28 protein-coding genes are annotated in these 25,406 nt (G+C 66.0%); 10 read left to right on the forward strand and 18 right to left on the reverse strand.

The features are described 5' to 3' along the window. Positions 1 to 35 precede the first annotated feature (35 nt). From AC56LU_RS08110 to AC56LU_RS08120, 3 genes are all read left to right on the forward strand, one after another. Positions 36 to 1,826 carry a DUF885 domain-containing protein gene (locus AC56LU_RS08110; protein ID WP_497175074.1) on the forward strand — a complete coding sequence of 597 codons (1,791 nt, stop codon included), beginning with the start codon at positions 36 to 38 and terminating at the stop codon, positions 1,824 to 1,826. Between the two features lie 78 nt (positions 1,827 to 1,904). Continuing rightward, positions 1,905 to 3,515 (forward strand): glutamate--cysteine ligase, encoded by a 1,611-nt coding sequence (gene gshA, locus AC56LU_RS08115; RefSeq protein WP_497175075.1) that lies wholly within the window; start codon positions 1,905 to 1,907, stop codon positions 3,513 to 3,515. Between the two features lie 9 nt (positions 3,516 to 3,524). Next, entirely contained in the window at positions 3,525 to 3,977 is a 453-nt protein-coding gene (locus AC56LU_RS08120; RefSeq protein ID WP_497175076.1) for a GNAT family N-acetyltransferase, read from the forward strand. A gap of 39 nt (positions 3,978 to 4,016) precedes the next feature. Here the strand turns inward: AC56LU_RS08120 and AC56LU_RS08125 are convergent, their stop codons facing one another. From AC56LU_RS08125 to AC56LU_RS08140, 4 genes are all read right to left on the reverse strand, one after another. After that, entirely contained in the window at positions 4,017 to 5,030 is a 1,014-nt protein-coding gene (locus tag AC56LU_RS08125) for a hypothetical protein (RefSeq protein ID WP_497175077.1), read from the reverse strand. 149 nt (positions 5,031 to 5,179) lie between these two features. Continuing rightward, complete coding sequence (locus tag AC56LU_RS08130) at positions 5,180 to 5,359, reverse strand: hypothetical protein (RefSeq protein ID WP_497175078.1); 180 nt, start codon at positions 5,357 to 5,359, stop codon at positions 5,180 to 5,182. A gap of 124 nt (positions 5,360 to 5,483) precedes the next feature. Beyond that, positions 5,484 to 5,921 (reverse strand): FKBP-type peptidyl-prolyl cis-trans isomerase, encoded by a 438-nt coding sequence (locus AC56LU_RS08135; protein ID WP_497175079.1) that lies wholly within the window; start codon positions 5,919 to 5,921, stop codon positions 5,484 to 5,486. A 125-nt stretch (positions 5,922 to 6,046) separates the two neighbouring features. Continuing rightward, positions 6,047 to 7,924, reverse strand: a complete 1,878-nt coding sequence (locus AC56LU_RS08140; protein ID WP_497175080.1) for a potassium transporter Kup — start codon at positions 7,922 to 7,924, stop codon at positions 6,047 to 6,049. A 167-nt stretch (positions 7,925 to 8,091) separates the two neighbouring features. Here AC56LU_RS08140 and rarD point away from each other — a divergent pair, with 167 nt between their 5' ends. The 3 genes from rarD (at position 8,092) to AC56LU_RS08155 (ending at position 11,444) form a co-directional block, all read left to right on the forward strand. Beyond that, complete coding sequence (rarD, locus tag AC56LU_RS08145; RefSeq protein ID WP_497175081.1) at positions 8,092 to 8,985, forward strand: EamA family transporter RarD; 894 nt, start codon at positions 8,092 to 8,094, stop codon at positions 8,983 to 8,985. Positions 8,986 to 9,073: 88 nt separating this feature from the next. Beyond that, positions 9,074 to 10,741 carry an energy-dependent translational throttle protein EttA gene (gene ettA, locus AC56LU_RS08150; RefSeq protein WP_497175082.1) on the forward strand — a complete coding sequence of 556 codons (1,668 nt, stop codon included), beginning with the start codon at positions 9,074 to 9,076 and terminating at the stop codon, positions 10,739 to 10,741. A 169-nt stretch (positions 10,742 to 10,910) separates the two neighbouring features. After that, the gene (locus AC56LU_RS08155; protein ID WP_497175083.1) at positions 10,911 to 11,444 is read left to right on the forward strand and encodes an REP-associated tyrosine transposase; all 534 of its coding nucleotides are present in this window, start codon (positions 10,911 to 10,913) and stop codon (positions 11,442 to 11,444) included. Between the two features lie 58 nt (positions 11,445 to 11,502). Here the strand turns inward: AC56LU_RS08155 and AC56LU_RS08160 are convergent, their stop codons facing one another. Then, positions 11,503 to 12,075, reverse strand: coding sequence for a porin family protein (locus AC56LU_RS08160; protein WP_497175084.1), 573 nt, complete (start codon positions 12,073 to 12,075; stop codon positions 11,503 to 11,505). A 169-nt stretch (positions 12,076 to 12,244) separates the two neighbouring features. Continuing rightward, positions 12,245 to 12,841, reverse strand: a complete 597-nt coding sequence (locus AC56LU_RS08165; protein WP_497175085.1) for an alpha-ketoglutarate-dependent dioxygenase AlkB family protein — start codon at positions 12,839 to 12,841, stop codon at positions 12,245 to 12,247. A gap of 52 nt (positions 12,842 to 12,893) precedes the next feature. Between AC56LU_RS08165 and AC56LU_RS08170 the strand changes: the two genes are divergently transcribed. Beyond that, positions 12,894 to 13,475: a putative pterin-binding protein gene (locus AC56LU_RS08170; protein ID WP_497175086.1), complete on the forward strand. Its 582-nt coding sequence runs from the start codon at positions 12,894 to 12,896 to the stop codon at positions 13,473 to 13,475. 10 nt (positions 13,476 to 13,485) lie between these two features. On the opposite strand, the gene AC56LU_RS08175 is transcribed toward AC56LU_RS08170, so the two are convergent. From AC56LU_RS08175 to AC56LU_RS08205, 7 genes are all read right to left on the reverse strand, one after another. Next, a complete protein-coding gene (locus AC56LU_RS08175; protein WP_497175087.1) occupies positions 13,486 to 13,848 on the reverse strand; it encodes a hypothetical protein in 363 nt (120 codons plus the stop codon). A 92-nt stretch (positions 13,849 to 13,940) separates the two neighbouring features. After that, positions 13,941 to 14,318 carry an MAPEG family protein gene (locus tag AC56LU_RS08180; RefSeq protein ID WP_497175088.1) on the reverse strand — a complete coding sequence of 126 codons (378 nt, stop codon included), beginning with the start codon at positions 14,316 to 14,318 and terminating at the stop codon, positions 13,941 to 13,943. 146 nt (positions 14,319 to 14,464) lie between these two features. Then, positions 14,465 to 15,304: a Rossmann-like and DUF2520 domain-containing protein gene (locus AC56LU_RS08185; RefSeq protein ID WP_497175089.1), complete on the reverse strand. Its 840-nt coding sequence runs from the start codon at positions 15,302 to 15,304 to the stop codon at positions 14,465 to 14,467. Between the two features lies 1 nt (position 15,305). Then, positions 15,306 to 15,884, reverse strand: coding sequence for a DUF924 family protein (locus AC56LU_RS08190; protein WP_497175090.1), 579 nt, complete (start codon positions 15,882 to 15,884; stop codon positions 15,306 to 15,308). A 49-nt stretch (positions 15,885 to 15,933) separates the two neighbouring features. Continuing rightward, on the reverse strand, positions 15,934 to 16,683 hold the full coding sequence (locus AC56LU_RS08195) for an MgtC/SapB family protein (protein ID WP_497175091.1): 750 nt from the start codon (positions 16,681 to 16,683) through the stop codon (positions 15,934 to 15,936). 9 nt (positions 16,684 to 16,692) lie between these two features. Further along, positions 16,693 to 16,959, reverse strand: a complete 267-nt coding sequence (locus tag AC56LU_RS08200; RefSeq protein ID WP_497175092.1) for a hypothetical protein — start codon at positions 16,957 to 16,959, stop codon at positions 16,693 to 16,695. Further along, positions 16,959 to 18,800, reverse strand: coding sequence for an aminopeptidase P family protein (locus tag AC56LU_RS08205; protein ID WP_497175093.1), 1,842 nt, complete (start codon positions 18,798 to 18,800; stop codon positions 16,959 to 16,961). Before AC56LU_RS08205 ends, AC56LU_RS08200 begins: the two co-directional genes overlap by 1 nt. 112 nt (positions 18,801 to 18,912) lie before the next feature. Here AC56LU_RS08205 and AC56LU_RS08210 point away from each other — a divergent pair, with 112 nt between their 5' ends. Together AC56LU_RS08210 and AC56LU_RS08215 are read left to right on the forward strand one after the other, a co-directional pair. After that, positions 18,913 to 19,263, forward strand: coding sequence for an MmcQ/YjbR family DNA-binding protein (locus AC56LU_RS08210; protein ID WP_497175094.1), 351 nt, complete (start codon positions 18,913 to 18,915; stop codon positions 19,261 to 19,263). Positions 19,264 to 19,351: 88 nt separating this feature from the next. Further along, on the forward strand, positions 19,352 to 19,978 hold the full coding sequence (locus AC56LU_RS08215) for a hypoxanthine-guanine phosphoribosyltransferase (protein WP_497175095.1): 627 nt from the start codon (positions 19,352 to 19,354) through the stop codon (positions 19,976 to 19,978). Positions 19,979 to 20,083: 105 nt separating this feature from the next. Here the strand turns inward: AC56LU_RS08215 and AC56LU_RS08220 are convergent, their stop codons facing one another. From AC56LU_RS08220 to AC56LU_RS08240, 5 genes are all read right to left on the reverse strand, one after another. After that, positions 20,084 to 21,040: an NAD(P)H-dependent flavin oxidoreductase gene (locus AC56LU_RS08220; protein ID WP_497175096.1), complete on the reverse strand. Its 957-nt coding sequence runs from the start codon at positions 21,038 to 21,040 to the stop codon at positions 20,084 to 20,086. Between the two features lie 82 nt (positions 21,041 to 21,122). Then, positions 21,123 to 22,046 carry an MBL fold metallo-hydrolase gene (locus AC56LU_RS08225; RefSeq protein WP_497175139.1) on the reverse strand — a complete coding sequence of 308 codons (924 nt, stop codon included), beginning with the start codon at positions 22,044 to 22,046 and terminating at the stop codon, positions 21,123 to 21,125. Then, positions 22,042 to 22,212 carry a DUF1289 domain-containing protein gene (locus AC56LU_RS08230; RefSeq protein WP_497175140.1) on the reverse strand — a complete coding sequence of 57 codons (171 nt, stop codon included), beginning with the start codon at positions 22,210 to 22,212 and terminating at the stop codon, positions 22,042 to 22,044. The genes AC56LU_RS08225 and AC56LU_RS08230 overlap by 5 nt, the downstream gene beginning before the upstream one ends. A gap of 32 nt (positions 22,213 to 22,244) precedes the next feature. Further along, the gene (locus AC56LU_RS08235; protein ID WP_497175097.1) at positions 22,245 to 23,687 is read right to left on the reverse strand and encodes a UbiA family prenyltransferase; all 1,443 of its coding nucleotides are present in this window, start codon (positions 23,685 to 23,687) and stop codon (positions 22,245 to 22,247) included. A 114-nt stretch (positions 23,688 to 23,801) separates the two neighbouring features. After that, positions 23,802 to 24,227: a thioesterase family protein gene (locus AC56LU_RS08240; protein WP_497175098.1), complete on the reverse strand. Its 426-nt coding sequence runs from the start codon at positions 24,225 to 24,227 to the stop codon at positions 23,802 to 23,804. A 106-nt stretch (positions 24,228 to 24,333) separates the two neighbouring features. Between AC56LU_RS08240 and AC56LU_RS08245 the strand changes: the two genes are divergently transcribed. Then, positions 24,334 to 25,404, forward strand: a complete 1,071-nt coding sequence (locus tag AC56LU_RS08245; protein ID WP_497175141.1) for an extracellular catalytic domain type 1 short-chain-length polyhydroxyalkanoate depolymerase — start codon at positions 24,334 to 24,336, stop codon at positions 25,402 to 25,404. Positions 25,405 to 25,406: the final 2 nt, after the last annotated feature.

A 25,406-nucleotide genomic window follows, 5' to 3' on the forward strand; every position in this document is an offset into this window, starting at 1 on the left:
AGCCCATGATGACCAGCCCATTTCCCGGGCCCGGCATGCGCACACTCTTCGCTTCGATCGTCCTGCTTGCTCCTTTCGTCTGCGGCGCCGCCGACACGACGGCGGAGAACGCACGCCGGCTGTTCGAACGCGAATGGCAGTGGCAACTGCGCCAGCAGCCCGAGTACGCCACCGCCATCGGCGAACACCGCCATGACGCTGTTCTTTCCGATACCACGCTGGCCGCGCGCGCCGCCGCCGCCGAACACGCGCGCCAGGTCCTGGCCGAAGCACGCCAGCTCGACCGCGCGGAGCTCGACGGCCAGGACCTGCTGTCCTACGACCTGTTCGTCGCCCTGCGCGAACGCCGCCTCGCGCAGGAAGCGTTCACCGCCTTCGATCCGCAGCCGCTCAGCAGCGCGGATGGTCTGCATGTGCGCCTGCCGCGGTTGGTCGCCGCGATGCCGTTCACGAGCGAAGCCGACTACCGCAACTACCTGGCGCGCCTCGGCGCCCTGCCCGCGCATGTCGACGGTTTGCTGGAGCAGTTGCGCGCCGGGATGAGCGCCGGCTGGACCGTGCCGAGAACGGCGATCGCGCCGGTGCCGCCGGCCCTGCATGCGCTGCACGAGGACATCGCCACCGGCCCGCTGTTCGCGCCCTTCCTGCGCATCCCGGCCGGCATCGAGCCGGACGTGCGCGAAAAGCTCCTGGTGGACGGCATCTCGGCGCTGGCCGATGCGGCCCAGGCCCTGCACCGGCTGGAAGCGTTCGTGCGCAACGACTACCTGCCTGTGGCGCGCGAGACCATCGGCGCCTCGAACCTGCCCGGCGGCGCGGACTGGTATGCCTTTTTGGTGCGCACCGCCACCACCACGCGCCTGACGCCCGTGCAAATCCATGCCATCGGCCTGCGCGAAGTCGCGCGCCTGCGCGCCACGATGGTCAAACTGGTGCCGCGTACCGGGTATCGCGGCAGCCTGGAGGGCTTCCTGGTCTTTGCGCGCAGTGACCGCCGCCTGTTCTTCCCGGACCAGGAAGCCCTGCTGGCCCGCTACCGCAAGGCGTTGGCGCGCGCCAGCGCGCAGCTGCCGAACGTGGTGGCGACGGTGCCGGAGGCGGGTATCGCGGTCAAGCCGATGTCGCAGGAAGGTCCCGCCCAGCCGCTCGCCTATTACGAAGCCGGCAGCATGGAGCGCAGCGCCGCGCTGGTGGTCAACGTGGCGCAGCCGGGCATGCGGCCGGTCTGGCAGGTCGACAGCGTGGCCCTGCACGAAGCGCTGCCCGGCCACCACCTGCAGGTGGCGCGCGCCCAGGCGCTGGCGCTGCCGGCCTTCCGGCGCCACGGCTGGTACGAGGCCTTCGGCGAAGGCTGGGCCACCTATGCCGAGAGCCTCGGCCCCGAACTGGGCTTCTTCAAGGACCCGTTCTCGCGTTTCGGCCACCTGAACGAAGAGATGCTGCGCGCGGCGCGGCTGGTGGTGGATACCGGCATCCATGCGCTGGGCTGGTCGCGGCGCCAGGCGATCGATTACCTGAACACCCACACCGCCAATCCGGCGCTGGACAATGAGGCGGAAATCGACCGCATCATCGCCCAGCCGGCGCAGGCGCTCGGCTACAAGATCGGCCAGTTGCGCATTGCCGCGCTGCGCGAGCGCGCCGCCACCGTCCTCGGACGGCGCTTCGACCTGCGGCGTTTCCACGACGCGGTATTGGGGGGCGGCGCCTTGCCGCTGGACGAACTCCAGCGCCAGGTCGAGCGCTGGATCGTGACCGAAAAAGAGGCAGCGAACGCACCGCGACCAACGGTGCCCGCCGCTCCTGCCGCCGCCCCGAAGGAATGAGGCGGTCGCCGACGCGCTGCGCGTTTTTCGGTTAATCTCTGCTCCAATCGAATTGGCAGTATAAGAAAGGAAACACCCGTGGGTAATCAACCAGAGTCGAACCAGCTGCAGCGCCGCCTGGCCCTGCTCGACGACGACGAGCACCGCGCCCTGCTGGGCCAGGGCCTGCGCGGCATCGAACGCGAAACCCTGCGCGTCGACCGCCACGGCCAGCTGGCGCGCACTCCCCATCCGGTGCAACTCGGTTCGGCACTGACCCATGCGCAGATCACCACCGACTACGCCGAAGCCCTGCTGGAATTCATCACGCCGGCCGAGCACGACATCTCGACCGTGCTGAATCACCTCGACGCCATCCACCGCTTCGTCCACGCGCGCCTGGATGGCGAGATGCTGTGGAGCGTGTCGATGCCGGGCGAGCTGCCATCGGAAGAAGACATCGAGATCGCCTGGTACGGCAAGTCCAACATCGGCATGCTCAAGCACGTCTACCGCCGCGGCCTGGCGCTGCGCTACGGTAAGGCGATGCAGTGCATCTCGGGCATCCACTACAACTACTCGCTGCCGGAAAAGCTGTGGCAACTGGTCGCCGCCAGCGAAGGCATCCATGAAGAGCGCCGCAATGCGCTGCGCGATTTCCAGTCCGAGAGCTACATTGCGACGATCCGCAACTTCCGCCGCTACAGCTGGCTGCTGATGTACCTGTTCGGCGCCACCCCTGCCCTGACCACCAGCTTCCTGCGCGGCCGCCCGCACAAGCTGGAAACCCTGTCCGACGATACGCTGTACCTGCCCTACGCGACCAGCCTGCGCATGAGCGACCTCGGTTACCAGAACGACGCCCAGGCCGGCCTGCGCCCGCACGAGAACAGCCTCGAAAGCTATGTCACCACCCTGATGTCGGCGGTGAACACGCCCTACGCACCCTACGCGGCGCTCGGCACCAAGAAAGACGGCGAATGGATCCAGCTGTCCACCAATGTGCTGCAGATCGAGAACGAGTACTACTCGACGATCCGCCCGAAGCGCGTGATCCGTACCGGCGAGCGTCCGGTGCAGGCGCTGTGCAACCGCGGCGTGCAGTACATCGAGGTGCGCTGCCTCGACGTCGATCCGTTCGAGCCGGTCGGCATCAGCCTGGAAACCGGCCGCTTCCTCGACGCCTTCCTGCTGTTCTGCGCCTTCGAAGAGAGCCCCCTGATCAGCGCCCACGAAGGCCAGGTCCATGCGCGCAACTTCGCCCGCACGGTCAAGGAAGGCCGCGACCCGGCGCTGCTTCTTTCGCGCGACGGCGTCGAGGTCTCGCTCAAGGAATGGGCGCTCGAGCTGGTCGAACGCATCCGCCCGGTGGCGCAGCTGCTCGACGACCAGCACAACGACGGCACGGTGCACGAGTCCTCGCTCAACCTGCAGAAGGCCAAGATCATCAACCCGGCGCTGACCCCGTCGGCGCGGGTGCTGGAAGAAATCCGCGGCCTCGGCTCGGCCACCGCCTTTGGCCTGCGCCAGAGCGAGCTGCATGCGGCGAGCTTCCGCGAAAGCCCCTTGATGCCGGCCGAGGAAGCGCTGTTCGACGAGATGGCACGCAAGTCGCTGGCCGACCAGGCGCAAATCGAGCAGGGTGACACCGTCGGCTTCGACGCTTTCGTCGCCGCCTACAACAGCAGCACGCTGTGCGGCAACCAATAAGAGCGCTTCATGATCGACTGGCAGTTTTCGCATTTCAACGACCTTGGTCCGGCCGACCTGTACGAAGTGCTGGCCCAGCGCCAGGACGTGTTCATCCTCGAGCAGACCTGTCTCTATCCCGACATCGACGGCCTCGACCCGCAGGCGCACCACCTGCTCGGCTGGCGCAGCGTCGACGGCCAGCGCCGGCTGGCGGCCTACCTGCGCGTGCTGGGCCCGGGCGTGAAGTACGACGAGATGTCGATCGGCCGCGTCATCACGACCAGGGCCGCGCGCGGCACCGGCGCCGGCCGGCTGCTGCTGCTTGAAGGCATCGCGCGCGCCGAAGCGCTGTATCCGGGCCACCGTATTCGTATCGGCGCCCAGCAGTACCTGGAAGCGTTCTACCAGGGCTTCGGCTTCGACACCGTCTCCGCACCCTATGACGAAGACGGCATCATGCACATCGACATGCTGCGCTAGGAAACGCTGAGCCTGGCAGAACCTTCGCCGAAGGCGCGGTCAACCGCCGGTGGGAACAGCAGCCTGGGGTTCGAGCAGCACTGCGCGGCAGTCGCCGTACTCGGTACAGGCATAGGCGGCGATCTGCTGGGCGTCGTTGATGCCGACGGCATCGAGCACCGTCCAGATGCCGCGCTTGGCAACCAGGTCGTTCAGGTCGTGCATCACGCCGTCGCGGTAGAGGAAAGCGTGCGAGAAGCTGTCGCCGGGGGTGTCGCTCGCGCGGGTCGAGTAGCCCACCACCATCCCGGCATTGTTCAGGGCGCGCGCTTCGGTGGATGCGCCGCCGAGGGAGCCGATGTCGATCATCGTGCCGCCGCGATACAGGAAGGCATGCTGGATGTCGGCGTTCACGAAGCTCATGCCGGCCACCTCCCCGCGCTCGTTGATGGCTGCGGCCGCACTCGAGGGGCCCCCGAGCGTGCCGAGGTCTTTCATCACGCCATTCGCGTATACGAAGGCGCGCTGGGCCGTGAAACCGCGCAGGAAGGAGACGCCGGCCACCGCGCCGGCGTTGTTGATGCCGGTCGCGCGTGCGACTCCGCTGCCGAGGCTGCCGATCGCGCTCATCTTGCCGCCGGAATACAGGAAGGCACGGTCGTTGCCGTTGCGATCCAGCGCATACCCGGCCACCTGGCCGCTCGCATTGATGGCCGTGCCGAAGGTCGGCCGGCCCTGCAGCATGCCGAGGTCGCGCAGCGTGCCGCCCTTGTACATGATGGCATGGGAGACACCGTTCTTCGCATCCGAGGAGCCGGCGACCTGGGTGTTGGCGCTGATGGCCGCAGCCGCGCTGGCGGCGCCGCCGAGCGTACCCAGGCTGGCCATGACGCCGCGCGACCACAGGAAGCCGCGTCCATTGGTTCCGACGCCGACGATGCGCCCGCCGGCATCGATGGCATGGGGAGTCGTGTTGGAAGGCAGGAAATGCATTGTGTAGAGGGGTTGGCCATATGCCGTGAGTGGAGCAGCAAGCGACGAGGACAGCAGGAGGGCGAGCAGGGAGTGACGCATGACTTTCCTTTGATGCTTGAGTGAAGGGGACTTTCAGCATCTCGACATACCAACCCAGCAGGTTTGATAAATATCAATGTCCAAAATCTCATTTCCTCAGCCTGCTCCATAAGGCGCATTTCGTCACGGCCGAGTAGCGTCATAGCGACTCATCTGTGGCGCTGTGCCAGGCGGCCCGCCATGCACACGACCAGCGCTGCCAGCAGCAGCCAGCCGTCCGGCTCGCTTTGCATGGCGTGCCGCACATGCAGCGGCGGACAGGCGGGCGCTGCCGCACCGGCAGCGGACGAATAAAAGAAGAAGAAAAGGAGGACAGGAAAGAATCGCATGGCGCACAGGCAGGGTTCGGGACCAGCAGCATCCGGCATGTGGCGGGCCCGGCCTGTGCGCCAGCGCAGGCGTGCGCGCAAAAAAAACCGGGGCAGTGCCCCGGTTCGTTGCAACCCTGCGGTGTTACTCCACCTTGGTCAGGGTGATTTCGAAGACCAGTCCATTGTTACTTGGAATGTTGCCCGAGCCGCGCTCGCCGTAGGCCAGGCTCGCCGGCACTTCGATAGTGCGCTTGCCGCCCACCTTCATGCCGGTCACGCCCTGCTGGAAGCCAGGAATGACGCTGGTCCCGCCCAGCACGAATGCGAAGCTGTTCGACTCCAGCTGGGAGCCCTTGTGGTTGGCCGCCGAGGCGCTGTACAGCCACAGCGTATAGGTCACGGTGGCGGTCTTGCCGGTCACGGCTTCGGCGCCGGTGCCGAGCACGTTGTCGGTCTTGACCAGGGCGGTCGGGTTGTTCGGGTTGACGACAGGCGCGCTGGAATCACCACCGCCACCGCCGCAGGCAGTCAGGCTCAGGAGGGCGACAAAGGCGGCGATCAGGGGAAACTTCAGCTTCATGGGATGGACCTCGGGGTGGAAACCCCGAACCTTACCGGAGGCCTGTGCGGACGTCTGTCCCCCGACTGTCCGCCTTTTGTATTTTTCTGTCGCCTTTTGTAATTCGTAATCGAATAATCAAATCCTCAGATCTCGACCTGGGTACCGAGCTCGATGACCCGGTTGGGCGGAATCTGGTAATAGTCGGCGGCGGCGCGGGCATTGCGCGACAACATCGCGAACAGGTGCTCGCGCCATGGCGCCATGCCGCGTCCCGGGGTCGAGATCACGGTCTGGCGCGCGATGAAGAACGAGGTCTCCATCATCTCGAAATGCAGTCCCAGGCCGCTGCACTGGCGCAGGATGCCGGGGATGTCCGGCTCGTCCTTGAAGCCGTAGCGGACGTTGAGCTGGTAGCAGTTGTGGCCCAGTTCGACCACCTCGACCTGCTCCGCCAGCGGCACCCAGGGTTCCTCGCGCATGTGCACCGTCAGGAACACGACGCGCTCATGCAAGACCTTGTTGTGCGACAGGTTGTGCAGCAGGGCGTGTGGCACGCCGTCGCTTTCGCCGCGCAGGAACAGCGCGGTGCCGAACACGCGCACGGGCGGCGCCACGAACAGCGAATCCATGAAGGCTTCCAGCGGGATCGCGTGCTTTTCCAGGTTTTCGAACACCAGTTCGCGGCCGCGCTTCCAGGTCAGCATCAGGGTCAGCAGCACGGTGCCGAGCAGCAGCGGGAACCAGCCACCGTGCAGCAGCTTGAGCGAGGTCGACGCGAACAGCATGATGTCGATCACCAGGAAGAAGCCGGTCGCAAGCAGGCACACCGCCAGCGGCAGGCGCCAGCGGTAGCGCGTCACGAAGAAGGTGAGGATGGTGGTGGCCATCATGGTCGCGGTGACCGCGATGCCGTAGGCGCCGGCCAGCTCGTCCGAGGAACCGAAGCCGATCACGGCGATCAGGACGACGGCCAGCTGCAGCCAGTTGACGGCCGGGATGTAGATCTGGCCGATCTCGCTTTCCGAGGTATGCAGGATGCGCATGCGCGGCAGCAGGCCGAGCGCGATCGCCTGCTTGGTCATCGAATAGGTGCCCGAGATCGTCGCCTGCGACGCGATCACGGCCGCCATGGTCGACAGGATCACCAGCGGGATCACGCTCCAGGTGCCGAGCTGATGGTAGAACGGGTTCTCGACCGCGGTCGGGTCGTTGATCAACAGGCCGCCCTGGCCGAGGTAGTTCAGCACCAGCGCCGGATAGGCGATCGCGAACCAGGCCAGGCGGATCGGCTTGCCGCCGAAGTGGCCCATGTCGGCATAGAGCGCTTCGGCCCCGGTAATCGCCAGCACCACCGCGCCCAGCGCGACGAAGGCCAGCAGCTTGTTGTCCAGCATGAAGTGCAGCGCGTACATCGGGTTGAGCGCGTTCAGGATGACCGGCGTCTCGACGATGTTGATGACGCCCATGGCCGCCAGCGCGATGAACCAGACCAGCATGACCGGCCCGAAGAAGCGGCCGATGCCGGCGGTGCCGTGGCGCTGCACGCTGTACAGGGCCACCAGCACCACCACCGCCAGCGGCACCACGTAGTGCGACATGCCGGGCGCAGCCACTTCCAGGCCCTCGATCGCGCCCAGCACCGAAATCGCCGGCGTGATCACGCTGTCGCCATAGAACATGGTGGCGCCCACCACGCCGATCACCAGCAGCGGGAAGTGCCAGCGCGAGGCCCTGGTCACCGAATTGGTGGCCAGCGCCATCAGGGCCATGATGCCGCCCTCGCCGCGGTTGTCGGCGCGCAGCACCAGCGTGACGTACTTGAGCGAGACGATGATCGTCAGGCTCCAGAAAATCAGGGAAATGATGCCGAGGATGTTGGGGGTGGTGAGCGGTAAGCCGTGTTCTTCGTCGAAGATGGCGCGCAGGGTGTAGAGCGGGCTGGTGCCGATATCGCCGTAGACGATGCCGACGGCGGCCAGCGTCAGCGCCGCGACGCTGCTCTTTTTATTTTCGGTACTCAAGGTTGCACCATTGTTCTGTTCTTGGTGCAGCGCACCATAAAATAAGGACAAGGAAATTGCAAGAAGATTTCGAATAGGATCATACACCCGCCAAAAAACCGGCTACTCCTGCAGAGAAATTGCGCATCTAGGATAATGACCGGCTCTGCAATCCGCCTCTTCCCCCCATGCGTTCCGGAATCCTGTCCGCCGCCCTGGCATTCCTGTGCTGGGGCCTGTTCCCCATTTATTTCCACGCGCTCGGCGATGTGCCGCCGGTACAGATCCTGGCGCACCGGGTGCTGTGGTCGCTTGCGTTTCTTCTTCTTGTGCTGGCTTTCCGGCGCCAGTGGAAATGGCTGGCCCTGGTCCGCCAGCCGCGGGTGTTCTGGAGTTTCGTCGCATCAAGCTTGCTGCTGTCGGCCAACTGGCTGGTCTACATCTGGGCAGTCAAGAACGGCCACGTGATCGAGGCCAGCCTCGGCTACTTCATCAATCCGCTGGTGAACATCATGTTCGGGTTTCTCCTGCTGAAGGAGCGCATGCGTCCGGCGCAATGGGGCGCGATCGCCATCGCCGCGCTGGGTGTGTGCTGGCTCACCTGGCAGTCGGGCTCGGTACCCTGGATTGCCCTGTTCCTGGCTGCCTCCTTCGGCGGCTACGGCCTGCTGCGCAAGACTGCGGCGCTCGGCGCGCTGGAAGGCCTGTCGTTTGAAACCATGGTGCTGTTCCCGTTCGCGGCCGTCTACGTCGCCTGGCTGACGTTCAACGGCGACAACGCCTTTCTCAACGCGCCGCTCGATTCGACCCGCCTCCTCTTGATTGCGGCCGGCCCGATCACCGCGATCCCGCTGCTGCTGTTCGCCACCGGCGCGCGCAAGATTCCGCTGTCGATCCTGGGCCTGCTGCAGTACCTGTCGCCGACCATCCAGTTCCTGCTGGGCGTGTGGCTGTTCCACGAAGCGTTCAGCAGCGATCGCCTGGTCGGCTTCCTGATGATCTGGGCCGCGCTGGCGCTGTTCGCCGGCGAGGGCCTGTTGCGCAGCCGGGCCGCTCCTGGCCGGGCCAGCAAGAAAGACTGACCGAATGCGCGCGCGGGCACAAAAAGCTGTGCCCTGCGCAGCGGGTTCTGTCGTATCCTGTGCACCTTAAACAACACCAGAGTAAAGCATGGCCAATTACGTCTATACCATGAATCGCGTGGGCAAAATCGTCCCGCCAAAACGCCAAATCCTGAAAGATATTTCCCTGTCCTTCTTCCCAGGCGCCAAGATCGGCGTGCTGGGCCTGAACGGCTCGGGCAAGTCGACCCTGCTGAAGATCATGGCCGGCATCGACACCGACATCCAGGGCGAAGCGCGCCCGATGCCGGGCCTGAACATCGGCTACCTGCCGCAGGAACCGCAGCTCGACCCGGAAAAGACCGTGCGCCAGGAAGTGGAATCGGGCCTGGGCGAAGCCTTCGAGGCCCAGGCCAAGCTGGAAGCCGTGTACGCGGCGTATGCCGACGAAGACGCCGACTTCGACGCCCTCGCCAAAGAGCAGGAGCGCCTGGAAGCCATCATCTCCGCGGCCGACGGCGGCAACCTGAACCTGCAGATGGAAATGGCCGCCGACGCGCTGCGCCTGCCGCCCTGGGACCAGAAGATCAGCGTGCTGTCGGGTGGCGAGAAGCGCCGCGTGGCGCTGTGCAAGCTGCTGCTCTCCAAGCCGGACATGCTGCTGCTGGACGAGCCGACCAACCACCTGGACGCCGAATCGGTCGAGTGGCTGGAACAATTCCTGCTGCGCTTCCCGGGCACCGTGGTGGGCATCACCCACGACCGCTACTTCCTCGACAATGCCGCCGAGTGGATCCTGGAACTGGACCGCGGTTCGGGCATCCCATGGAAGGGCAACTACTCGTCGTGGCTGGACCAGAAGCAGGCACGCCTGAAGCAGGAAGAGTCGACCGAATCGGCGCGCCAGAAAGCGCTGCAGAAAGAACTCGAATGGTCGCGCCAGAATCCGAAGGCGCGCCAGGCCAAGTCGAAAGCCCGCCTGGCCCGCTTCAACGAGCTGAGCGAATACGAATACCAGAAGCGCAACGAGACCCAGGAGATCTTCATCCCCGTGGCCGAGCGCCTGGGCAACGAAGTCATCGAGTTCAAGAACGTCTCGAAGGCGTTTGGTGACCGCCTGCTGATCGACAACCTGTCCTTCACCGTGCCGCCGGGTGCGATCGTCGGCATCATCGGCCCGAACGGCGCCGGCAAGTCGACCCTGTTCAAGATGATCGCGGGTAAAGAGCAGCCGGACAGCGGCGAAGTCGCCATCGGCAAGACCGCCAAGGTCTCGCTGGTCGACCAGCACCGCGACGAACTGGCCAACGCCAAGACCGTGTTCGAAGACGTCACCGGCGGCGCCGACATGCTGAGCGTCGGCCGCTTCGAGATGCCGTCGCGCGCCTACCTCGGCCGCTTCAACTTCAAGGGATCGGACCAGCAGAAGGTGGTCGGCAACCTGTCGGGCGGCGAACGCGGCCGTCTGCACCTGGCCAAGACCCTGCTGCAAGGCGGCAACGTGCTGCTGCTGGATGAACCGTCGAACGACCTCGACGTGGAAACCCTGCGCGCACTGGAAGACGCCCTGCTCGAGTTCGCCGGCAGCGTGATGGTGATCTCGCACGATCGCTGGTTCCTGGACCGCATCGCGACCCACATCCTGGCCTTCGAAGGCAATTCGCAAGTCACCTTCTTCGACGGTAACTACCAGGAATACGAAGCCGACAAGAAGAAGCGTCTGGGTGAAGAAGGCGCGAAGCCGAAGCGTATTCGCTACAAGCCGCTCACCACCTGAGCTCAGCAATAAGTGTTTGTTTCATAACGAAAAGCCCCGCGATGCGGGGTTTTTTTTTATTAGCGGAAACGAACGCGGTCCAGCAAACGCCGTGTGTAAAATCCTTGGCGATTGGGCCGGATGGCCTGCGATGTCCGCTGCCTTTGCAAGGGACGGACTGACGGAGCCTATGATTGATTACCGCAACAACCGCGTCCCGGGCGGGACTTTCTTTTTCACGGTGCGCCTGCTCGGACGAGGCAGCACCCTGCTGACAGACCACATCTCCGCCTTCGGTGAAGCCATGCGCCTGGCGCGCGTGCGCAAGCCCTTCCACGTCGATGCCTGGATAGTACTGCCGGACCATGCGCACGCGATCTGGACCTTGCCGCCGGGCGACCACGACTGCTCGAGCCGCTGGCGGGCGGTCAAGATTGCCTTTTCCAAGGCGCTGCGCAAATCCACCATACCTGACGCGAGCGACGGCACGATCTGGGAACGCCACTACCAGCACTACCGGGTCGGCGACGACGACGAATACGCGGCGCTGGTCGACTATACCCACCTCGATGCGGTACGGCACGGCTACTGCAGCCATCCCGCCGAGTGGCCATGGTCTTCCCTGCACCGCTTCGTCAGTGCCGGCCACGCGATCCCGGCGCCGGTACCCGTCGTGCCGCCCTGGGTGCACCGGCCCCAGCCGCACAGGTATGCGCGCTTGTAGCCACCCACCAAAAGCAACAAGGCCCCGCAGGGCCTTGTTGCATTGACGGTCGACGCGCTTAGAAGGCGTACTTCGCGCCGATGGTCCAGACATCGGCCTTGGCGCCGAAATCCTTGCTCTTGCCGTAGCGTTCGTACTCGGCAACCAGCGATACATCCTGGTTCAGCTTGTACTCCGCACCGAGCGCACCGTAGGCCTCGGTCTTGCTATGGCTCATGTTTTGGGACGCATTGATCATTTCCAGTTCGCTCTTGGTACGTACCGCGCCAAGCTTGGTGTACAGCGAGAACTGCTCGTTGACCGGCATGGTCGCCTTGGCGGCCAGGTAGACGGCATGGCCATCGGTCTCGCCGCGTTGATTCACGCCGCCGATCGCGTAATCGACGTCCGACTTGCGAAAGTCGGTGTAGCCCGCTTCCACGCCCCAGGTCTGGTTGAAGTCATAGCCGCCGAAGAGCTTGCCGGAGGCCTTGTAGCCTTCGGTATCGACCTTGGTGGCGCCGGAACGCTTGAACTCATGGTCGGCGCTGGCGACACCTGCGCCGATATAGGCGCGCGGAGCGGTGGTCTGGGCCTGGGCCGCCGACATGGCGGCTGCGGATGCGAGCAGTACAACGAGAAGCTTCTTCATTACGCAAATCCTTTGCTTGACTGGTTCGCGATTCACACTGAATCGCGATGGTGCAAAGATGGCATCCGCACGGCTGAATTAAAGACCCTGTTGCCTGGAATAACTGTAAGCAGATGTAAGTGACTAACGAGTCAACTATTTTAAGGAGGTCGTCAAGACCAAGCCGTGCTTAAACGATGTGACGGAACGTCAGGTTGATGCGAGGTCCAATGGGACGTGCGGTTTTATTAATTCCATGCATCCAATTAGCCTGCATCCGGCCCGCCATGAACAGCAGGCTGCCGTCCGTCAGCGCCAGCTTCAGGGTCTCCTTGCTGGTCTTGTGACGCAGGACGAACGGTCGGGTGGCGCCGAAACTGACCGAGGCGATCGCCGGCTCGGGCCCCAGTTCGGGTTCGTCATCGCTATGCATGCCCATGCTGTCACGGCCATCACGGTAATAGTTCAGGAGCACGCTGTTGTAGTGGTGTCCGGTGACTGCTTCGGCAGCCTGCCGAATGCTGTCGAGCAGCGGCGTGAACGGCAGCGGGGCCAGGCTCAGGCCCGAATAACGGTAAGCCTTGTCGCCATGCCAGGCGCTCAGGCGCGGCTGCAGGTGGCGCTTGCCGTAGACGATCACGGTTTCCTCGCGCCAGGCGGTCTCTGCAATCAGGCGCGCCAGCACCAGATCGTTCGGCCAGGGCAGCGGCAACTGGGCCAGGAAGGCCAGTTCGCCGTCGCGGATCGGGATGGGTGTCAAGCCGGTAGCTGCGCTGAATAAGTCCATTGTGAAAGTTTTGTGCTTATGATGGCGGTTTCCATCACACCCGCATTTTCGCATGGACAAACGTCACTTCCTGGGCGCGGCGCTTGCCGCCAGCGCCCTGCCCGCCCTCGCTGCCAACGCCGCGGCCAGCAGCTTGGCTGGTCCGACACTGCTCACGATCACCGGAAACATCGAGCGCAGCAACCGCGGCCCCCTCGACCCAATGCGCGACCAGATGATGTTCAAGCAGAAGCTGGCATTTTCGCGCGCCTTGGCACTGGATTTCGCGGCGATCGCGGCGTTGCCGGTTCAGACCATCCGGCCGACCCTGGAATACGACGGCAAGCCCCACACGCTGCGCGGGCCGCTGCTGCTCGACGTGCTGGCGCTGGCCGGCGCGCGGGCGGGTGAGAACGGCAAGCTGCTGTTGCGTGCAGTGGACGGCTATGCCGTTGCAGTCCCGATGGGCCAGCTGCGTGCCTGGAAGTTCATCGTGGCGACCCATCTCGACGGCCAGACGATGGCGCTGGGCGGTCTGGGACCTCTATGGGCGGTGTACGACGCGGACCGCGTGCCGGAAATGGCGGCGCGGCCGGTCAAGGAGCGTTTTGGTGCCTGCCCTTGGGCGCTGTACCACATCGACGTGGCCAGCTGAGCCTGGAAAATCAGGCGTAGGCTTCGGCTAAACTCATGACGCGCGGCGTCACGGCCAGGCCGACATTGCCGAACAGGGTTTCAATTGCCGCCAGGTTGGCGGCGCATTCCTCGGCCTTCCAGCCGTTGAACAGGTCGGTGCCGTCCTTCTGGAAGTGCAGGTCCAACACCCTGCCCTTGTCCTTGTGCACGTAGCTCTGCTGGTGGATGTTCTTGAAGCCGAGTTCGGCCAGGCCCGCCAGCACGGTTTGCGGCGGATTGTCCGGATCGGTCGCCAGGAAGACACCGAAGGTCTTGCCCGGGGGTTTGGCGGCGATGTCGATTTCGTAGATGCCCGGGGCCTTGGTGACGCTGGTGCTCTTCAGGAACAGCATGTTCTCTCCTTCTCCTGTGCGGATCGGTTTGTCGTGTCCTAGCTTATTGCCCTCTGGGAACTTTGTCGATCAAAGACTGCATTTTTTTGGCGCTAGCGCAGCAACAAGCCCCAAACCGTGCCGCCAATTAACAACGCACAGGCCAGCATTCCGGTGATAAAGCCGATTTCGCGTTGTGCGGGATCGCGGTAATAGCCGAGCGCATAGGCGATGCGTCCCGCGCACCACAGCAGGCCGCCTGCGGCCGCCCACAGGTCGCCCAGGTAAAAGGCGCATAGCCACAGCGGCACTAGCAGCAAGGGCAACTGCTCGAGCGTATTGGCCTGTACCCGCTGGCAGCGCAGGAAGGCTTCCGGGCCATCCATCGACGGCGCCGGAACGTCGTGGCGGATGCGCGCGCGGCCGGCATTCACGCCGGTCCAGAAATACACGCCGAGTGCGGCCAGGGTGGCCCAGGCGGTGAAGAACATTGGAACTCCTGTGGATAAAGTTTGGGATAAGTGCCTGGACAGCGATGGGACAGGCTCTGTATAAAATCTGGATAAGCGCTGTATAAATAGTGGAAATGCGGTGGAAAAGCGACTGGATAAGCCTGGGATAAGCACTGGACAAGTGCTCAGATTTCCCCACGCTTGCGCCGTGCCAACTCGGCCGTGGGCGGCACCAGCGCTTCGTACAGGCGGCCGGTGGCGGCATCCCAGCGCGTGACGGCGTCCTGCTGGCGCGCCACGGTGGCGAAGTCGCCGCGCGCCACCGGGCCGCTGAGCGCGGCTTCCGGGCCAAGGCGGAACACATTCTCCAGGGCCTCGGTTGCGAGCGGGCGGACCAGCTCGCGCGCTACTTCCACCGGGACGCCGGCCGCCGCGTAGGCGCGCAGCGCGGCGTCCACCACCGTCACCAGGTAGTTGGACGCGAACACGGCGGCCGCGTGGTAGACGGTCTTGGCGGCCGGGTCGATGCGCACCAGGCGTGCGCCGCAGGCTTCGAACGCCGGCCCAAGCAGCGCCAGCGCGGCCGCGTCGCCTTCGATCCCGCAAAAGGTGCCGGCGAAATCCGCGGCCACCGCTGCCGGGTCGGCGAAGCTGCGCACCGGATGCACGCTGGCCACAAACGCGCCGGCATCGCGCGCCGCTTGCAGTTCGGCGGACGCCTTGGCGCCGCTGCAATGGAACACCACCGCGCCCGCCAGCTGCCCGCCTTGTCCTTGTCCCTGAGCCAGCGCCGCGCAGGCCGGCCCGATCGCGTCGTCGCCCACCGCCAGCAACCACACACGGGCAGGGCGCATCTGCGCTTGCGTGGCGCAGGCGCGGCCGGCGCCGATGAAGGCCACCGCCTCCTGCGCGCCGGCTTCGGACCGGGTCAGGACGTCCTGCACGGCGAAGGCGCCGCTCCTTGCGAACAGGCGCCCGAGCGCGCGGCCGACATGGCCGCCGCCGACCAGGTTCAGGGTCGCCACGTCAGAAACCGGAGCCGGGCAGCGCCAGGTAGGCCAGTTCTTCCGGGGACGAGGCGCGCCCGAGGATCGCGTTACGGTGCGGGAAGCGGCCGAAGCGGGCGATCACGCCGCGGTGCCGGTGCGCATAGTCGAGCGCCTCGCCGAAGCCTTCGTGCTGCGCCGCCAGCTCGGTGAACAGGCTCACGGCCTGCTCCTGCATGCGCGCGTCTTCCGCATGCTCGAAAGGCATGTAGACGAACTGGCGTTCCACCGGAGACAGCGTCAGGTGGAGCCCGGCGTCGACCAGCTGGTGCGCGCTGGCCAGCGCCAGCGGGTCGCCGGCGAAGGATTCCGGCTGCCCGCGGAAGGCGTTGCGGGTGAACTGGTCGAGCACGAGGATGCGCGCCAGCGTCCCGCGCGGCCCGAGTTCGTCCCACTCGCGCAGGCCGCCTGCCAGCGCCTGGTGGATGAGGGCGCCGAAGCGCTCGCGCAGCGCGGCATCGAAGGCCGCATCCTTGCGGAACCATTCGATGCGCTGCTTGCCATGGTCTTGGCTGCCTTCCGGCAGGAACCAGAAATCGAGAACGTCTTGTGCTTGCATTGATGAACTCCCGTACTGAATGGACGGACTTATTGTTGTAGATTTTTAATTAATTGCGGGCGTGGGACAACTGGAAGGCTTCCAGTCCCTCGAATGCGGCCAGCTCCTGCGCCAGCTCGGATAGTGGGGCGCCGCTGCGGTTCGACAGCGCCAGCGCCACGAAGCGCCACTCCTGGCGGCCGTCGTCGCTGCTGATCGTGAGCGAGCTGCCGGCGATCTCGTAGCCGCGCTCGAGCGCGGCGGCGCGCAGCAATTCTTCGCGCGGCAGCACCTGCGGTTTGAAACGCATGCGCACCGCCACCGCATGGCGCGACGGCAGGATGGTCTCGAGGCGGTTCAGGTAGATCATGATCATGCCCGAGAAGAAGGCCAGGCCCATCGCCGCCAGGTAGAAGCCGACGCCGACCAGGATGCCGATCGCGGACGAGGCCCAGATCGAGGCCGCCGTGGTCAGGCCGCTGATGTTGAAGCCTTCACGCATGATCACGCCGGCGCCGAGGAAGCCGATGCCGGTCACCACACCCTGGATGATGCGGGTCGGATCGACCGGCGCCAGCACGCCGCCATGGCCGCCGTACCAGAAGTCGGGATACCCGGCCAGGATGGTCAGCGCGGCCGAGGCCATGCACACCAGCCCGTAGGTGCGCATGCCGGCGGCGCGGCCGTGATAGGCGCGTTCATAGCCGACCAGCAGGCCGAGCGCCAGCGCGCCGGCCAGGTGCAGCAGGATCAGGCCATTGGTGATGATGCTCGATTCGGACCAGTAGGCGGCAAACAGGGTGTTGGGCATCGGCGGCATGGCTGGACGTCACGCTCCCGGCTTCTTGCGCACCAGCTGCCTCTCGAAAGCTTCGTCGTTCTTGGTGAGTCGCCGGACCTCCTGCGGGCCGAGGCCGTTGACGAAGGCGACGAAGTCGTCCAGCTCGAGCGGCGCATTGAGCGCCGGCGCACCGGGCGCCTCGGACAGGTAGAACAGCCCGTCGCCGGTACGCGCCATCGAGTACGCGCTGTTCCCGGTGCGCCTTTTCAGGCGCTCGACCGCCGCGCTGGCGCGGGTGGAACGGGAGCTGGCCATCAGATCGCCTCCGTGCGCAGCATGAGCCAGTCGCGCGCCGCGCCGCTCACATGCGGCGCCAGGCGCGCGCGCACGCTGGCGTGGTAGGCGTTCAGCCACGCGATCTCGTCCTCGCGAAGCAGCGAGCGTTGGAGCGGACGCGTATCGATCGGGCACAGGGTCAGCGTCTCGAAGCCCAGGTACTCGCCGAACTCGGTGCTGTCGACCAGCTGGTTCAGCACCAGGTTCTCGATGCGGATGCCCCAACGGCCGGGGCGGTAGATGCCCGGTTCGATCGAGGTGATCATGCCCGGCTCCATCGCGGTATGCGGATCCGGCGGCACGCTTGGGGAAATCGTCTGCGGGCCTTCGTGCACGTTGAGGAAGTAACCGACGCCGTGGCCGGTGCCGTGGCCGTAGTCGATGCCGGCGGCCCAGATCGGTGCGCGCGCGATGGCGTCCAGCAGCGGCGCGCGGGTGCCGCGCGGGAAGCGCGTGGCGGACAGGTTGATCAGGCCCTTCAGGACCAGCGTGTAGTCGCGCCGCTGCGCTTCGGACGGGGTGCCGACCGGGATCACGCGCGTGATGTCGGTGGTGCCGCCCAGGTACTGGCCGCCCGAGTCGATCAGCAGCAGGCCGTCGCCGGCGATGGTCGCGCAGCTTTCCTGCGCGGCGCGGTAGTGCATGATCGCGCCGTTGCTGTTGAAGCCGGCGATGGTCGAGAAGCTCGGGCTGACGAAGTTCGGACGGCGCGCGCGCGCGGCCGTGATGTGGGTGTCGATTGCGACTTCGTCCAGCGGCGTACGGGCATCCGGTGCGCGGCTGTCATTGGCCAGTTCGGCTTCGAGCCAGGAGAAGAATTCGCACAGCGCCGCGCCGTCCTGCTCCATCGCGGCGCGCACGTTGACCGCCTCGCTCTCGACCTTGCGCGACTTGGCGAAGGTGGTCGGGTTGATCGCTTCCACCACGTTCACGCCATCGGCCACCGCGGCGCGCATGCCGCTCGTGACGCGGCGCGGGTCGAGCAGCAGCGTAGCGCCGTCCGGCAGTGCGGCGAGCGCCGTGGCGGCATTCGCGTAAGGAGCGAGGTGCACGCCGTCGGATTCGAGGCGCGCGCGCAGCGGGGCCGGCACCTTGCCCTCGCCGACGAACAGGGTGGCGTCGGCGCGGCCGATCAGCGCATGCGCCAGGAACACCGGATTGAAGCTGACGTCGGCGCCGCGCAGGTTGAACAGCCAGGCGATGTCGTCCAGCGTCGAGATGAAATGAAAGCCTGCGCCGTGATGCTCCATGGCGGCGCGGGTTGCAGCCAGTTTGTCGGCGCGGCTGGTGGTCGCATACGGCGGCAGGTGCTCGAACACCGGGTCGCCGGGAAGCGCCGGGCGGTCGTGCCAGACTTCGTCGAGCAGGTCGACGTCCGTGCGCAGTGCGATGCCTTTGGCGGACAACGCGTCCTCCAGCAGGCGCGCGCCGGCCAGGCCGAGCACGCGCGCATCCACCGCGACCGTCTGGCCTTTGGCGAGGTTGGCGGCCAGCCAGTCCACGTGCATCTGGCTGGCGGCGCCCGGGATCTTCATCAGGGCGATTTTGCTCACCCCTTGGCTTCCGGCCAGCTCGGTCTCGGCCTGGGTCCAGTAGCGGCCGTCGGTCCACACGCCCGCGAAGCCTGCCGTGGCGATGAAGGTGCCGACCGAGCCGGTGAAGCCGGACAGCCACTCCCGGCCCTTCCAGTGACCGGGCAGGTATTCCGACAGGTGCGGGTCGCTCGACGGCACGACATAGGCGTCGATGCCGGCGCGCGCCATCGCGCTGCGCAGCTGGGCCAACCTGGTGGCGCGGGCTTGTTCGAATTCGGTGGACATGGCTTGGTCGTTCAGTTGTTATCCAAGCCACGTATGATACGCCGATCGGCGCGCTACAATGTTGTCCGAGACGAACAAACGACCGGCGCACACGCCGGCACAGGAGACACACATGGACTTCGAGGCGGCCAAGACCTTATGCCGCAGCTTCCCCGGCTGCACGGAAGACACGAAATGGGACCACGACACCGTGTTCTCGGTCGGCACCAAAATGTTCGCGGTGACCAACAAGGACGGGCCCTCGACCGGCTTCAGCCTGAAGGCCGACGACGAGCGCTTTCTAGAACTGACCGACCGGCCCGGCATCATTCCCGCGCCCTACCTGGCGCGCGCCAAGTGGGTGTTCGTGACGCCGGAAGCGCAGCTCGACGACGCCGAGTTCGCGGCCCTGCTGCGTCGCTCGTATGAGCTCGTCTTCGCCAAGCTCACGCGCAAGCTGCAACGTGAGATTGCAGGTTCTTGAACACGCAGCTGATTCCAACAGGAACGGCCCTACGCACCCGATTGGCGCATAATCCGAGTGCCATCTTTACACCATAAGACAGAACGACATGCAAGACTACCACCATGACCGCGCCCGCGCGCTTCTCGCCAACGCCACCCAGATCGTCACGCCCGAAGAAGTCCAGGCCGCGGTGTCGCATGTCGCCACCGAGCTGAACGCACGTTTCGGCAACTCCCAGGACAAGGCCTTCCCGCTGGTTCTTGGCGTGATGGGCGGCGCCGTCGTGTTCACCGGCCACCTGCTGCCGCAGCTCGACTTCCCGCTCGAATTCGACTACATCCACGTCAGCCGCTACGGCGACGCCGACCGCGGCGGGCAGATCGTCTGGAAGGTGATCCCGCGCCAGGACGTGGCCGGCCGCATCATCATCGTGGTCGACGACATCCTCGACGAAGGCGAGACGCTCGCGCACGTCAAGCAGCGCCTGCTCGACATGGGCGCGGCCGAGGTGATCGTCGCGGTGTTCGCCGACAAGGACCTCAAGCGCGCCAAGCCGATCAAGGCCGACCTGGTCGGCCTGACGCTGCCGAACGAGTTCGTGGTCGGCTTCGGCATGGACGTGTACAACTACTGGCGCAACCTGCCGGGGCTGTGGTCGATCAACCCCGACGACCTGAGCGCGGCGGAACCGCCGCCGCCGTTCCCGACGCCCGACGCCAAGCGCCTCGATTAACGTAGGGTGGGCGGGTCTCCCGCCCGCGCGTTCAAATCACCTCAATGCGCCTGTGCGGCTCTTCATACCGCAACTATCACCGCGTGGGCGGCAAAGCCGCCCACCCTACGCCAAACTCAGGCGCGCACGCGCCGCGTCGTATTCCATCTTCAAGCGCTCGACCATCTCCGCCACGCTCGGCACGTCGTCCATCAGCCCCACGCCCTGGCCGGCGCCCCAGATGTCGCGCCAGGCCTTGGCGCTGCCGCCGCCGAAGCTCATCTTGCTCTTGTCCGATTCGGGCAGGTTGTCCGGATCCAGGCCCGCGGCCACGATCGACTTCTTCAGGTAGTTGCCGTGCACGCCGGTGAACAGATTGGTGTACACCACGTCGGCCGCGGTCGACCCCACGATCGCATCGCGGTAGGCGTCGGTGACGTTCGACTCTTTCGTGGCCAGCCAGCGCGAGCCGATGTAGGCGAAGTCGGCGCCCATGGCCTGGGCCGCGAGGATCGCGTCGCCGGTGGCGATCGAGCCGGACAGCGCGATCGGTCCCTTGAACATCTTGCGCACCTCACCCACCAGCGCGAACGGCGACAGCGCGCCCGCATGGCCGCCGGCGCCGGCCGCAACCAGGATCAAGCCGTCCACGCCCGCCTCCAGCGCCTTTTCGGCGTGGCGGATCGAGACCACGTCGTGCAGCACGATGCCGCCGTAGGCATGCACCGCGTCCAGCATTTCCTTCGGCGGCGCGCGCAGCGAGGAGATGATGATCGGCACCTGGTGCTTCACGCAGACCTCGACGTCGTGCGCCAGGCGGTCGTTCGAGGCGTGCACGATCTGGTTCACCGCGATCGGACCGACCCGCGCGCCGGGATTGGCGGCCTGGTAAGCGGCCAGCTCGCCCTGCAGCTCGGTCAGCCAGGTGTCGAGCAGTTCGGCCGGGCGCGCGTTCAGGGCGGGGAAAGAACCGACGATGCCGGCCTTGCACTGGGCCGCCACCAGCGCGGGACCGCTGGCGATGAACATCGGCGAGGCAATGACGGGGAGGGTCAGGTCTTGCAATACGGGTGGCAGCGTCATGGAAGGCTCTCGGTGGCGGTTAATCAAACGTGTCCGGGGCATTATGCCGTGAAAAAAGAACGATCGTGCTAGATTCTTGCCTCTAAATGCCCGCGTTCGCGTCGACCAGCCGGTCGCCCTCGACACGGGCGGCGCCGGCCCGCAGCAGCGCGCTACCGGCCCAGTGCGCCAGTTCCTCCCTGCCCCGGTCCAGCAGATGCACGCGTACCCGCTCGACCAGCGGAATCGCCGCCAGCAGCGCGGGCAGCGTGTCGAGGGCCAGGCTGCGCCGCTCCAGCAGCAGGAACTTGAGCAGCACCTTGACCGCATTTTCTCCGTTGCGCAGCGGGTCGGCGCTCAGGTAATCCAGGCGCGACCTGGCCCGCGCCAGCGCAGCGGGCACCCCGTTGAACACCGCGCCATGGCCGGGGATGACCACGCGCGCGTCCAGCGTCGCGATCAGGTCGAGCGTCGCGCCCACCTCGGCGAAGCCCGGCTCGCCCGCCAGCTCGGGAAAGATCACGCCGAAGCCGTTTTCCCACAGCGCGTCGCCGGAAATCAGGATGCCCTCCGCTTCGCAGAAGAACAGCAGCGCATGCGGATCGTGCCCGGGCGCCCCCAAAACCCGCCAGCGCAGTCCGCCCAGTTGCAGGACGTCGCCCGGCGCCAGCGTGGCGTCGAAGGAAAAGCGCGCGCACTGCTGGCCGGTGGCGCGGTAGCTCAGTGCGTCTTCGTCCCAGGCCGCCACCTTGGCCGCATCGAGCGCCGGAATCGCAGTATGGCAGCCATAGGCGGCCTGCAGCAGCGCATTGCCGCCGCAGTGGTCGGAATGCAGGTGGGTGTTGAGCAGGCGCTCGAGCGGCCGCTGGCCAAGCGCGTGGCGCACCAGCGCCAGCGTCTGCGGTGCGTGCGTCAGGTAGCCGCTGTCCACCAGCGCCGTGCCTTCCGGCCCGGTGAACAGGATGTTGTTGGACGATAGCCAGCCGCGCTCGAACACCTGGATGGAGGCGGGCAGCTTCAACTCAATCCCAGCCGATCTCTGTTTCGCGGCGCCGGATCTCGGCCCACACGGCACGCTTGTAGTCGTCGCCGGCGCTGCCCCAGGCGACGATTTCCTCGATCGTGCGCAGGCAGCCCTTGCACAGGCCGGTGCTGGCTTCCATCTGGCACAGGTTGATGCAGGGCGAAGGCACGGGGCTCTGCAATTCAGGATTCGACAGGGACATCAGAAGATCGCGGCAAGGTCGAAGAAGTAGGCGCAGCCCATGACCGCACCCATGGCGATCACGACCAGCCGGCTGCCGCGGTCCTTGAGCGCATACAGGACCGGGTCGTCGTCCATTTCATCACGCCCGGTCTTGATCCACAAGCGTCCCAGCCAGTAGATCAGCAGCGCCGCCGCGCCCCACAGCAGCGCGGGGGTGGCGTAGCGCCCCTGGGTCTCGGGCGCATTGATGTACAGGCCGAACACGACCACCGCCGACATCGCCGAGGCCAGGCCCATCGGCCACAGCACCGCCAGGTCGGACACATGGTAGTCGCGCCCGCGCGTCTTGAGTCCGCCGCTGGCCTGCAGCGACTTGAGTTCGGAGCAGCGCTTGACCAGCGCCAGGCTGAGGAAGACGAACAGCGAGAAGGCCAGCAGCCAGGAGCTGGTATGGATGCCCACCGCCACCGAGCCGGTGACGATGCGCATGGTGTACAGGATCGACAGCGCCATGACGTCGACCAGCACTTTTTCCTTCAGCTTCCAGCTGTAGGTGGTAGTCATGACGACGTAGGCCAGCAGCATGGCGGCGAAGCCGGCGTTCACAAGCGCGAAGGCGAGCCCGAAGGCGAGGATGAGCAGGCCGGCCGCCGCCGCGACGCCGGAAGTAATCGGCAGTACCCCGCTGGCGAAGGGGCGCAGGCGCTTGCGCGGGTGCAGGCGGTCGTTGCCGAGGTCCCACAGGTCGTTGGCGATGTAGGTGGCGGAGGCAGCCAGCGAGAAGCACAGGAAGGCCAGCAGCATGGTGGCGATATCGGCGGGCGCGAACGAGAACGCGGTCAGCATCGGCACGAACAGCAGGACGTTCTTGGCCCACTGGTGCATGCGCAGGGCCTTGCGCCACACCCCCAGCCCGGCGGCGGGACGCGCGAACTCCTTCTCCACCACGTGCTTGCTGCGCACCTGGCGCGCCAGCGCGTCCGAGGCGCCGACCAGCAGCGCGGCCTGGGCGCCTTCCCACACCGCCAGGTCGGCCGGGCTGTCGCCGGCATAGGCGAAGTCCGGCCCCACGGTGTCGCGAATCGCGGCCAGCTTGTTCGCGCCCTTCAGGTTACGCGTGTCGTCGGTGGCCAGCACGCGGTCGAACAGGCCGAGGTGGGCGGCGACGCCGTCGGCGATGCTGCGGTGCGCGGCGGTGGCCAGCACGATCTCGCGCCCGGCCGCTTTTTCGGCGCGCAGGTAATCGAGCAGCTCTTCGCGGTAAGGCAGCTGCTCCGCCGGCAGCACGACGCGGCGGGCGATCTCGGACTTCAGCGTCTCGCGGCCGCGCAGCAGCCAGAACGGCAGGCGCAGCAGGCTGGATGGCGACTGGCGGGCCAGCAATACGACCGACTCGACCAGCGTATCGGTCAGAGTCAGGGTGCCGTCGAGATCGACGACCAGCGGCACGGCGGCGGACACACGATCAGTCCGATGGGAATTCAGCATACACACTCAACAATAAGGGATTCAAAAACGACATTTTCCACTATGCAGCAATGTAGGTAAGGGGTCAATTGCGCCTTCGGCATCGGCTTATTGCGGCGCAAGGCGCTTGCGCGCCAGCTTGTCGGCAAAGCGGGCTGTGTCGATCAAACAACGCTCGTGGACGCCTTCGCACACTTTTTCAAGCGCGTCCCAGGCTTCGACCCGGAAGCGCACGCGCCGTCCCGCTACTTCCAGCACCTCGCCCCGAATGTGCAGGCGCACGCCCGGCGGCGTCGGCGCCAGGTGGTGGAAGCTCACCATCGTCCCCAGGCTCTGCTCGTTCGGCCAATCGACGTAGGGCATCATTCCGTGCAGACAGGCAAGTTCCATCATGCCGACCAGATATCCCGTCGCGAGTACGTCCGGCATGTCGCGGCAAAACGCGGTATCGTGGTAAAGCTGGGGCACCGTAGCGCGCTCCGGAACAATGTAGTGCCATTCGAAGCGAAGGCCAGGCTGGAAAGTGGGATGCATGGGCGCAGATTATCCCATGCACGGGCTCCTGGTTTGTTTCGACTGCTGCAAGGCTGCCGTAAGCAAGTGCGGGGAGATTGCGATCATGGCACGAACAGGAGGGCCGATGAAGCTGAACAAGAAACTGATGGCACAGATGCGTGCGACGACCCGCTCGACGGTGAACTCGTTCCTGCACACGGGCCCGGCAGCTGCCGATACCGTCATCCAGGAAACGCTGAAGAACGTCACGGCGATGCAACGCGAAGCCCAGCGCCAGATGCGCAGCGTGGGCATGGTGCCCGCGATGGTGTTCGATCCGTTCGAGGCAGAACTCGGGGTCGGCCTGCCCGGCAAATTCATCGACGGCAGCCATACCAACCCGGCCGGCAGCCGCGACTACAAGCTCTACATCCCGGGCAGCTACGCCGGCGCGCCGGTGCCGCTGCTGGTGATGCTGCACGGCTGCTCCCAGGATCCGGAAGATTTCGCCAACGGCACCGGCATGAACGAGCTGGCCGAGGAAACGCCCTGCCTGGTGCTGTATCCGGCACAAAGCAAGGCGGCCAACCCCCAGCGCTGCTGGAACTGGTTCAATGCGGTCGAGCAGCAGCGCGACCAGGGCGAACCGGCGATCATTGCCGGCATGACGCGCGCGGTGATGGAACAGTACGCGGTCGACCCGGAACAGGTGTACGTGGCGGGCCTGTCCGCCGGCGGCGCGATGGCGACCATCATGGGCACGCTCTACCCCGACCTGTACGCGGCCGTTGGCGTGCATTCAGGGCTGCCGTTCGCATCGGCGCACGACCTGCCTTCGGCGCTGGCGGCGATGAACGGCCAGTTCCGGCAGTCCGCCGTGGCCGCGCAGTTGCCCGGACGCCCGCTGCCGGTGATCGTGTTCCACGGCGACCAGGACACCACGGTGCACCCGGTGAATGGGGACGCACTGATCGCCCAGGGTGCGCACCAGGTGGCGCAGCAGAGCGCCGTGGAACCGGGACGGGTGCAGGACGGCCATGCCTACACGCGCACCCTGCACCACCGCGAGGATGGCGCCGTGCACGCCGAGCATTGGCTGGTCCACGGGGCCGGCCATGCCTGGTCGGGCGGCCGCTCGCACGGCAGCTATACCGACGGGCGCGGGCCGGATGCGAGCCGGGAGATGCTGCGGTTTTTCCGCACGCAGCGCCCGTAAGG

The organism is Telluria sp. PB2R4 (assembly GCF_059685695.1).